This window comes from Kribbella sp. NPDC054772 (assembly GCF_053611945.1).
This window is the reverse complement of record NZ_JBSHBJ010000001.1, coordinates 113,148-122,286: the sequence shown is the minus strand read 5'-3', so window position 1 is coordinate 122,286 and position 9,139 is coordinate 113,148. Positions and strand designations below refer to the sequence as shown.

Genomic DNA, 9,139 nt, shown 5'->3' with positions numbered 1-9,139 from the left:
GAGCCCGCGGGCGGGGGGCGCCGGGCGCGGGGGCCTGGGGGGGGGCCCCCCCCCCCCCCCCCGCGCCCCCCCCCCCCCCCGGCGGCCCCCCCCCCGGCCCGGAGGCACGATTCGCCTCCGGGCTCCGGGTGATCCTGGTCGGGCTCCGACCGCGCCAGCTGTCCTAAAGATCGGCGAAGGCTGAGACCGGGTTCTCGAAAGCGTCGGCGACGAAGCGAAGGAAGGCTGCCGCCGTGCCGCCGTCGCAGACGCGGTGGTCGAAGACCAGCGACAGCTGGGTGAGTTTGCGGACCGCGAGCTCACCGTCGACGACCCACGGGCGGTCGATGATCCGCCCGACGCCGAGGATCGCGACCTGCGGGTGGTTGATGATCGCCGCGCTGCCGTCGACGCCGAAGCTGCCGTAGTTGTTCAGCGTGAACGTCCCCGACGTCAGCTCGTGCTGCGTCAGCTTGCCGCCGCGTGCGGAGGTAGTCAGCCGGCGGATCTCGGCGTCCAGACCGCGCGTGGTCAGCGCGTGCGCTCCCGCGACGGCCGGAACCATGAGACCGCGGTCCGTCTGCGCCGCGAGGCCGAGGTTGATCCCGTCGTACTGGACGAGTTCCTCGCGCGCGGTGTCGACGTACCCGTTGAGTTCCGGGTACTTCTGCAGGCCGGCGACCACGAACCGGGCCATCAGGGCGAGCAGGCCCGGGCCTTGGTCCGTTGCTGATCGCAACGATTCGCGGAGTTCGATCAGCGCGGTGGCGTCGACGTCGACCCAGGTGGTCGCCTCCGGGATCTCCGCCCGGCTGCGGGTCAGCGTCGCCACCACGGCCTTCCGGAACCCGCTCATCGGCGTACGCCGCAACTCGGGCAACCCAGAACGATCGACCGGCGCGGGCGTCCCGACCGGCGCCGGCGTCCCGACCGGCGCGGGCTTCTCGAAGCGGGCCGCGATCGCCTGCTCGACATCGCGCCGGACGATCAGCCCGCCCTCACCCGTGCCGGCGAGCGTCCTCAGATCCACTCCGGCGTCGCGCGCGAGCCGACGTACCAACGGCGAGATCACCAACGGCACCTTGCGGGATTCCTTCTGCTCGCTGTGCGACAGATTGTTTCCGGAAACCGCACGCGGTTTCCGGCGCCGACCCGAGGACCCGGTTTCGGTGGTGCCGTACCCGACCAGCACGTTGCCCGACCCGGCCTTCTCCTCCTCGCGGTACGCCGCCCCGTCCGGCTGCGTCACCGATTGGGCGACCGTGATCAGCGGCTTGCCGACCGGGACCGTCGTACCGGGCTCACCGTGCAGTTCCTCGATCACACCGGCGTACGGCGACGGCAGCTCGACGATCGACTTCGCCGTCTCGACTTCCGCGACCGGGGTGTCGACGTCGACCACGTCACCGACCTTCACCAGCCAGCGGACGATCTCTGCCTCGGTCAGCCCTTCACCGAGGTCGGGGAGCAGGAACGTGTTCACGAGTCCTCCCACTGCAGGTCGTCGACCGCGTCGAGGATCCGGTCGACGCTCGGCAGCTGGTACTTCTCCAGCTTCGGCGGCGGGAACGGGATGTCGAACGCGGTCACCCGCCGCACCGGCGCGGCCAGCGAGTGGAAGCACTTCTCGGTGACCCGGGCAACGATCTCCGACGACACACTCGCGAACCCGCTCGCCTCCGCGACCACCACAGCCCGCCCGGTACGCCGTACCGCCGCGCACACCGTCTCGTCGTCGAACGGCACCACCGAGCGCACGTCCACGACAGTCAGCTGCCGCCCCTCGGCCGCCGCAACCTCGGCGGCCTCGAGCGCGACCGGCACCGCGGGCCCGTACGCGATCAGCGTCGCGTCCGCGCCGTCCCGCCGTACGACGGCCGTCCCGATGCCCGGCTGGGACTCGGTGAGGTCGACCTCTTCCTTCGCCCAGTAGAGCTTCTTCGGCTCCATGAACACGACCGGGTCGGGGTACTCGATTGCCTTGCGCAACAAGGCGTACGCATCCGCGACGGTCGCCGGTGTCACCACAGTCAGACCCGGCGTATGCGCGTAGTAGCTCTCCGACGAGTCGCTGTGGTGCTCGACGCCGCCGATGCCGCCGCCGTACGGGATGCGGATCACCATCGGCAGCTGCACGCGGCCGCGGGTCCGGTTGCGCATCTTCGCGACATGCGAGACGACCTGCTCGAACGCCGGGTACCCGAACGCGTCGAACTGCATCTCGACCACCGGGCGCATCCCGTTCATCGCCATCCCGACCGCCATCCCGACGATGCCGGCCTCGGCGAGCGGGGTGTCGAAGCAGCGGTTCTCGCCGAACTCGGCGGTCAGCCCGTCGGTGATCCGGAAGACGCCGCCGAGCGCGCCGACGTCCTCACCGAACATCACCACGGAGTCGTCGGCCCGCATCGCGTCCCGGAGCGCCTGGTTGAGCGCCTGGGCCATCGAGATCTTCACGTGCGTCACGGCGATCAGGCCTCCTCTCGGGCGAGCTCGTCGCGGAGGAACGCGGCCTGCTCACGCAACTGCTGCGTCTCCTCGGCGTGCAGATACGCGAACAGATCCGCCGGGTTCACCTCGGGCTCCGGCATCAGCCCCTCGCGCAGCCGGCCGGCGACCGCCACGGCCCCGGCCTCCGCGCGTTCCCGTACGTCGTCGTCCAGCCAGCCCTGCTGCTCGAGGTACGTCGTGAGTCGCCGGATCGGATCGCGGTCGAGCCACGGTGCGACCTCGGCGTCCTCGCGGTACCGGGTCGCGTCGTCGGCGTTGGTGTGCGCCTGGACGCGGTACGTGTGCGCTTCGATCAGCTGCGGTCCCTCGCCGGCGCGGGCCTCCTCGACCGCTTGCCCGAGGACCGCGAGCAGACCGGCGAGGTCATTGCCGTCGGTGCGTTCGCCGGGGACGCCGTACCCGATGCCCTTGTGGGCGAGGGAGGGCGCGGCGGTCTGCTTGGCGAGCGGGACGGAAATCGCGTACTCGTTGTTCTGGACGAAGAACACGACCGGCGCGTGGAAGACGGCCGCGAAGTTCAGCGCCTCATGGAAGTCGCCCTCGCTCGTGCCGCCGTCGCCGACCAGGGCCATCACGACCGTGTCCTCGCCCTTCAGCCGCGCCGCGTGCGCGACGCCGACCGCATGCGGGAGCTGGGTCGCGAGCGGGGTCGACTGCGGAGCGACCTTGTGCTCGTACGGGTCGTAGCCCGAGTGCCAGTCGCCGCGGAGCAGCGTCAGCGTGTCGATCGGGTCCACGCCGCGGCTCACGATCGAGACCGAGTCGCGGTACGTCGGGAACAGCCAGTCGCCGTCCCGCAGCACCATCGTGGCCGCGATCTGACAGGCCTCCTGACCGAACGACGACGGGTAGACGGCGAGCCGGCCCTGGCGCACCAGAGCACTCGCCTGATCGTTGAACCGGCGGCCCTTGATCAACTGTGTGTAGCCGTCGAGCAAGGCTTCCTTGGTGGGCAGCCGGTACGACGGGTGGTCATGCGGTACGCCGTTCTGATCGATCAGACAGACGGGTTCCGCGGAGGGGAGCAAACGCTCCTCGACGGAGCTCATCGACGTCCTCGCTTCGCTCCGGGCGCCGATGAGGCGCGAAGTGGACTGTGTTTGATGGTGAACTCGCTTCGCTCGCTCACGGGACCCTCCTGCGCAGGAGACGGACGGTAGCCACATCGTCGTCCCTCCTGGCCAAGTTGTTCCATAGCTGGAAGAATTGAGAGACGTTTGGCAGCAGTCTCAGGCGAGGAGGTCGTGCGGATGTCCGACGAGGTGATGGTCCATCGGGCCGGTCCTGGACAGATTGTCGTCGCTCCCGCGCTGGACGAGATCGACCGGAAGATCATCGAGGCGCTCGGGCTGGACGGACGGCTCTCGATCCGCGCCCTGGCCGACGAGGTGCACATCTCCCGGGCGAACGCGTACGCCCGGGTCGAACGCCTCACTCAGACGGGCGTGATCACCGGTTTCACGGTCACGGTGGACCCCTTGAAGCTCGGCCTGGCAACGTCGGCGTACGTCACGCTCAGTCTCCGCCAAAGCTCCTGGCGAACCCTGCGCAAACAACTCCAGGCGATCCCCGAGATCAAACACATGGCGCTGGTCGGCGGAGACTTCGACGCCATCCTCCTCGTCCGCGCCGCCGACAACGAAGGCCTCCGCCGCCTCGTCCTAGAAAAACTCCAAGCCATCCCCGAAGTCCTAGCCACCCGCACAGCCCTCATCTTCGAAGACGTGGGGACGCTCTAACAGCCGCAGGATTTGCGGAGGATTAGGTCGGTGGGGACGGTGAGGGCCTCGATGGACTGTTCGCCGGCGATGAGCCGTTGGACTGCTTCTCGGGCGAGGGCTTCGACGGGCTGGCGGACGACGGTTAGGGGTGGCCAGGTGTATTCGGTTTCGGGGGTGCCATCGAAGGCTGCCAGTGCGACGTCCTCGGGGATTCGCACCCCTGCCTCGTGGAGTGCTCGCAGTACCCCGATGGCTTGCAGGTCGGAGCTTGCGAAGATCGCGGTGGGGTTGGCGGCGAGTAGCGTCTGCGCGGCGCGGTAGCCGCCTTCGCGGGAGAACGTGGTGCGGACGATCGGGCCCTCCGGCAGACCGGCGGCTTCGAGCGCGTCGCGCCAGCCGAGTTCGCGTTCGGGGTGACCGGCGCCTCCGATCACCAGACCGATCACGCGATGCCCGTGCGACACGAGATGCTCGACGCCGCGCCGGGCGCCCTCGCGGTACGCCGGCCGTACCGAGCTCACCGCCTCCAGCGACCGGTTGATGGCGATCACGGGCACGCCCTCCACCGACGGGTCCGCACTCGGCGCGACCAGGACCAGCCCGCTGACCTGCCGCGCGAGCAGTTCGCCGATCTTGGCGCGCTCGATCTCCGGATCCCCGTCCGCGCTGGTCTGCAGTACGACGTACCCGCGGGCCGCCGCCTCCTTGTCGATCGCCTTCGCGAGCTCCGCGAACAACGGGTTCCCGCCGTCCGGCGTGATCACGCCGAACGTCCGCGTGGTCCCCATCCGGAGCGCCCGCGCGGTCGCGTTCGGCCGGTACCCGAGCACGCGGATCGCCTCGAGCACCCGCTCGCGGGTCTCCGGCGCGACCTTCCGCGGCCCCGCGTTCACCACGTAGCTGACCACAGCGGTACTGACCCCGGCGTACTCCGCCACGTCGTTGCGCGTCACCGGCTCCTTGGACATGGAAGCGATGGTACGACGGTTGACCCCGCGGAAAGCGATTGCTAGCGTTCTGGATCTACACGAGTAGAAGGAGTCTGCCGTGCCCAGACGTTATGCAGTCGCCGGAACCGGATCGCGGGCGCAGTCCTACGTCCGCGCGATTCTCGAGCGCCCCGACGACGCCCAGCTCGTCGCCCTCCTCGACCCGAACCCGGGCCGCCTCGCCTTCCACCAGCGGAAGCTCGCGGACCTCGGCGCTCCCGAGCTCCCGCAGTACGGCGCCGACGACCTGGAGCGGATGGTCAAGGAGCAGTCCGTCGACCGCGTGGTGGTGACCAGCCCGGACTACACGCACGCCACGGTGATGGCGCGGCTGCTGCGCGCCGGCGCCGACGTGATCGTCGAGAAGCCGCTGACGATCGACGCCGAGGGCACTCGCCAGATCGTCGACGCGATGAACGAGTCCGGCAAGTCCGTGGTCGTCACGTTCAACTACCGCTACTCGCCGCGGAACAGCGCGCTCCGGCAGCTGATCCAGGACGGCGAGATCGGTCAGGTCACCAGCGTCGAGTTCCAGTGGGTGCTGGACACCCGGCACGGCGCGGACTACTTCCGCCGCTGGCACCGCGAGAAGAAGAACTCCGGCGGCCTGCTGATCCACAAGGCGTCCCACCACTTCGACCTGGTGAACTGGTGGATCGCCTCCTCGCCGACGCGCGTGTTCGCGTCCGGTGGACTCGCCTTCTACGGCGACGAGAACGCGGCCGCCCGCGGCCTCGGCGAGCGTCCGGCGCGCGGCACGATCGATGGTTCCTCCAACGACCCGTGGCTCCTCGACCTGCGTACCGACGACGCGAACCGTCAGCTCTACTACGAGAGCGAGAAGTACGACGGGTACCTGCGCGACCAGGACGTGTTCGCGCCGGGGATCACGATCGAGGACAACATGTCCGTGATCGCGGAGTACGCGAACGGTGCGCGGCTGAGCTACTCGCTGAACGCGCACTCGCCGTGGGAGGGGTACCGCGTCTCGGTCAACGGCACCGAGGGTCGCGCCGAGCTCGAGGTGATCGAGCGCGCCGCGGTCGTCGACGACCAGATCGACCCGAGCTACCCGTCCGACCGGGTGATCGCCGGCGACGTCCGCGCCAACGGTGAACGACTGGTGCTGCAGAAGCACTGGGCCACCGCGGTCGAGGTCGAGATCCCCCGTGGTGAAGGCGGTCACGGTGGTGGCGACCGACTGATCTACCAGGACCTGTTCGTTGGTCCGGGCAACGATCCGCTGGGCCGCGCCGCCGACGTCAACGACGGCGTCCGCGCGGTCGCGGTCGGGATCGCCGCCAACCAGTCACTCGCGACCGGCCAGCCGATCGTCGTCGCCGACCTGAACCTCGGCGGCTGGAAGTCGTAGTCCGGTTGCCGTGAGGATCTGCTGGACGGTGGCGTCGAGCGTGCTCGTCTCGTCGATGACCGTTTCGCGTGGCTGTTCCAGCAGGTCCTTCGGCCGGTACCAGTCGGCCATGTCCGTGGCGGTGAAGGCGTTCGCCTTGTCGCGCGTCGCGTGCCGGCGGACCGTCTCGTCGAACGGGATGTCCAAGTAGTAGAAGAAGTGGTCCGCGTGGTCACGGGCGAGCTCGGCCAGCATCGCGCCGTACCGGATCGTCGGCAGGATGCCCTCGACCACGGTGTGGAAGCCGCGGTCGAGCGCATGCCTGGCGAGTTGGCCGATCGCCTCGATGTTGGCGCCGTGCGGATCGTCCAGCTCCTGGAAGATGATCCGGCGTACGTAGTCCTGCTCGATGTAGGCGATGCCGCGCCCGTACGCGGCGCGGATTCCTTCCACGATCGAGCTCTTGCCGGAGCCGGAGTTTCCGCGGACGACGATCAGGCGGGGTTCCATCCGTGATGGTCTAGTCGGTCGCAGACCGGAGGTGCTTGCTGATGTCGCCGACCAGGCGGATGTTGACGACCCGCTCCGCCCAGTGCCACGAACCGTCCCGCCGGACGAAGCGGTCCCGGTAGCGACCGGCCGCGATCAGCTCCGGTACGTCGTCCGGCACCGCCTGCAGGACCGTCACGTACGACCGCGCGAACGCCTCGTCGGAGCTGGAGTCGTCCCACTCGATCGCGATGTTGGTCGTCACGTGCTGCGTCCGCGGTGTACCGTCCGGGTAGACGATCAGCGTGTCCCGGAACCACTGCTCGATCTCCGCGCGCCCGACGAGCGGGGCACCACTTCCGCAGTACGTCGCATCGGCCAGCAGCTCGCCCACGCCGGCGAAATCACCGTCGTCGACGAGTTCGGCGTACCGGAGGATGAGGTTCTCGATCTCCCGGCCGTCCGCCGGAGCGATGGGTCCAAGGGCCACGGGTCGGACTGTACTACCAGTCCGCGGGGAGGCCCGGGCGATGGGTACCGAAGGTCCATTCGTAGCCCTCGGGGTCCGCGACGCGGCAGCGGTAGTTGCCCCACTTGGAGAGTTCCGGCGCCCAGACCGGCTCCGCGCCGGCCGCGATCGCCTTCGCGTGCATCGCGTCGATCGCTTCCTGGGTGTCGAGGACGACGTACATCCCGTGCCCGACGGTCTCGCCCTTGCGGGCCGGGCGGTCGTAGCCCTCCTGGTCGGTGAACAGGGTGAACGCGACCCCGTCGTACCGCATCTCGGCGTGCATGATGCCGCCGTTGCCGTCGGGGACCTCCATGGTCGTCTCGAAGCCGAAGGCCTTCTCAAGCCAGCGGAGCGCGGCGACCGCGTCCCGGTAGGCGAAGTACGCGTGCAGAGTTGCTGTGTTCGTCATGTCTCCAGCATCGGCCGGGTAGCGGACGGGGGCTGGCCGCTACCTCAGGCGACTTGCCGTCTGGCGGCTCGCTGGCGACGGACCCAGAGGAGCAGCAGGACAGCCGGTACGACGAGTCCGCCGATGCCGAGAACGAAGAAGTCCCACGCGGAGCCCAGGCGATCGACCAGCCAGGCGAAGTTCTGCCCGAAGAAGCCGGTGACGAAGGTCAACGGCAGGAACACCGTGGCGAGGACGGTCAACTGCTCGATCGTCGCGTTCTGCCGCACGCTGACCTTCGTCTGCTCGACACCGATCACCGCCATGTTCGCCTCTAGCACCGTGGCCAGCAGGTCACGCTGCGCAGCGACCTCTTCGTTCACCAGGACCAGGTGGTCGTGCACGTCCCGGAAGTACGGCAGCAGTGAGGTGTCCCGGGCATCACGCTCCAGCGTCGCGAGTACGGCGATCAGCGGGTGGACCGCGCGATAGAAATCGGTCACCTCGCGGCGCAGGAAGTAGATCCGCTCGGTCGGGGCGACGGTGCCGGCGAACACCGTCCGCTCGACCTCCTCGATATCGCGCTCCAATTCGGCGACGACCGGGGTGTACCCGTCCACCACCTGGTCGAGGATCGCCCACAGCACCGAACTGGTCCCGCACTCGAGCAGTTCGGGGCGCTGCTCGAGCCGGAGCCGGGCACCGTGCAGATCGCTGGCCACCCCCTGACGGACGGTGATCACGAACGCCTGCCCGACGAACACGCTGACTTCCCCGAAGTCCACCTCCTCACGCTCGTCGTCGTACCGCGCGGTGCGCAGGATGACCAGCCGGACGTCGCCCTCGTAGGGCTCGACCTTCGGGCGGAGGTGGAACGTTTGCGCGTCCTCGACGGCCAGCTCGTGCAGACCGAAACTCTCCCGGACCTCGGCGAGCTCCTCGGCGCTGGGCTCGTACATCCCCAACCAGACGAACCCGCCCGCCCGGCAGCTCGCGGCGGCATCGGCGACGGACATCGCCTCGACGTGCTGGCGGCGTCCGTCCCGGTAGTAAGCGCAGTCGATGATCATGGTGGCCTCCTGTTCTGATCGTCGCCGTTCCGGCCGCGGAGGCAACAGGTTCCGGCGGGAAAGCCGCGGTGAACTTCGCCGGGTCGGCAGAGTTCCTGTCCAGGGCCTGAGAAATGCTGGTCAAGTTCCT

Annotated in this window: 10 protein-coding genes; 2 read left to right on the top strand and 8 right to left on the bottom strand. The window is 69.1% G+C overall.

Annotated features, from left to right (window positions below; translation table 11 throughout):
• Positions 1-163: 163 nt before the first annotated feature.
• The 3 genes from ACWGID_RS00650 to ACWGID_RS00640 are packed head-to-tail and all read right to left on the bottom strand — an operon-like array spanning position 164 to position 3,539.
• Positions 164-1,462, bottom strand: a complete 1,299-nt coding sequence (locus ACWGID_RS00650) for a dihydrolipoamide acetyltransferase family protein (RefSeq protein WP_452193061.1) — start codon at positions 1,460-1,462, stop codon at positions 164-166.
• Positions 1,459-2,424 (bottom strand): alpha-ketoacid dehydrogenase subunit beta, encoded by a 966-nt coding sequence (locus ACWGID_RS00645; RefSeq protein ID WP_452193789.1) that lies wholly within the window; start codon positions 2,422-2,424, stop codon positions 1,459-1,461. Before ACWGID_RS00645 ends, ACWGID_RS00650 begins: the two co-directional genes overlap by 4 nt.
• A 26-nt stretch (positions 2,425-2,450) precedes the next feature.
• Positions 2,451-3,539 carry a thiamine pyrophosphate-dependent dehydrogenase E1 component subunit alpha gene (locus tag ACWGID_RS00640; protein ID WP_452193059.1) on the bottom strand — a complete coding sequence of 363 codons (1,089 nt, stop codon included), beginning with the start codon at positions 3,537-3,539 and terminating at the stop codon, positions 2,451-2,453.
• A gap of 201 nt (positions 3,540-3,740) precedes the next feature.
• Here ACWGID_RS00640 and ACWGID_RS00635 point away from each other — a divergent pair, with 201 nt between their 5' ends.
• Positions 3,741-4,229 (top strand): Lrp/AsnC family transcriptional regulator, encoded by a 489-nt coding sequence (locus tag ACWGID_RS00635; protein WP_452193057.1) that lies wholly within the window; start codon positions 3,741-3,743, stop codon positions 4,227-4,229.
• Here the strand turns inward: ACWGID_RS00635 and ACWGID_RS00630 are convergent.
• On the bottom strand, positions 4,226-5,179 hold the full coding sequence (locus ACWGID_RS00630) for a LacI family DNA-binding transcriptional regulator (protein WP_452193055.1): 954 nt from the start codon (positions 5,177-5,179) through the stop codon (positions 4,226-4,228). The genes ACWGID_RS00635 and ACWGID_RS00630 overlap by 4 nt on opposite strands.
• A 79-nt stretch (positions 5,180-5,258) precedes the next feature.
• Between ACWGID_RS00630 and ACWGID_RS00625 the strand changes: the two genes are divergently transcribed.
• The gene (locus tag ACWGID_RS00625) at positions 5,259-6,572 is read left to right on the top strand and encodes a Gfo/Idh/MocA family protein (RefSeq protein ID WP_452193053.1); all 1,314 of its coding nucleotides are present in this window, start codon (positions 5,259-5,261) and stop codon (positions 6,570-6,572) included.
• Here the strand turns inward: ACWGID_RS00625 and ACWGID_RS00620 are convergent.
• From ACWGID_RS00620 to ACWGID_RS00605, 4 genes are read right to left on the bottom strand one after another with little or no spacing between them, the layout of a single operon-like run.
• Positions 6,510-7,061 carry an AAA family ATPase gene (locus ACWGID_RS00620; RefSeq protein WP_452193051.1) on the bottom strand — a complete coding sequence of 184 codons (552 nt, stop codon included), beginning with the start codon at positions 7,059-7,061 and terminating at the stop codon, positions 6,510-6,512. The two genes, ACWGID_RS00625 and ACWGID_RS00620, sit on opposite strands and share 63 nt — an antisense overlap.
• Positions 7,062-7,071: 10 nt before the next feature.
• Positions 7,072-7,530 carry a nuclear transport factor 2 family protein gene (locus tag ACWGID_RS00615; RefSeq protein ID WP_452193050.1) on the bottom strand — a complete coding sequence of 153 codons (459 nt, stop codon included), beginning with the start codon at positions 7,528-7,530 and terminating at the stop codon, positions 7,072-7,074.
• 13 nt (positions 7,531-7,543) lie between these two features.
• Positions 7,544-7,960, bottom strand: a complete 417-nt coding sequence (locus ACWGID_RS00610; protein WP_452193049.1) for a VOC family protein — start codon at positions 7,958-7,960, stop codon at positions 7,544-7,546.
• A 44-nt stretch (positions 7,961-8,004) separates the two neighbouring features.
• Positions 8,005-9,009, bottom strand: coding sequence for a magnesium and cobalt transport protein CorA (locus ACWGID_RS00605; RefSeq protein ID WP_452193047.1), 1,005 nt, complete (start codon positions 9,007-9,009; stop codon positions 8,005-8,007).
• Positions 9,010-9,139 lie beyond the last annotated feature (130 nt).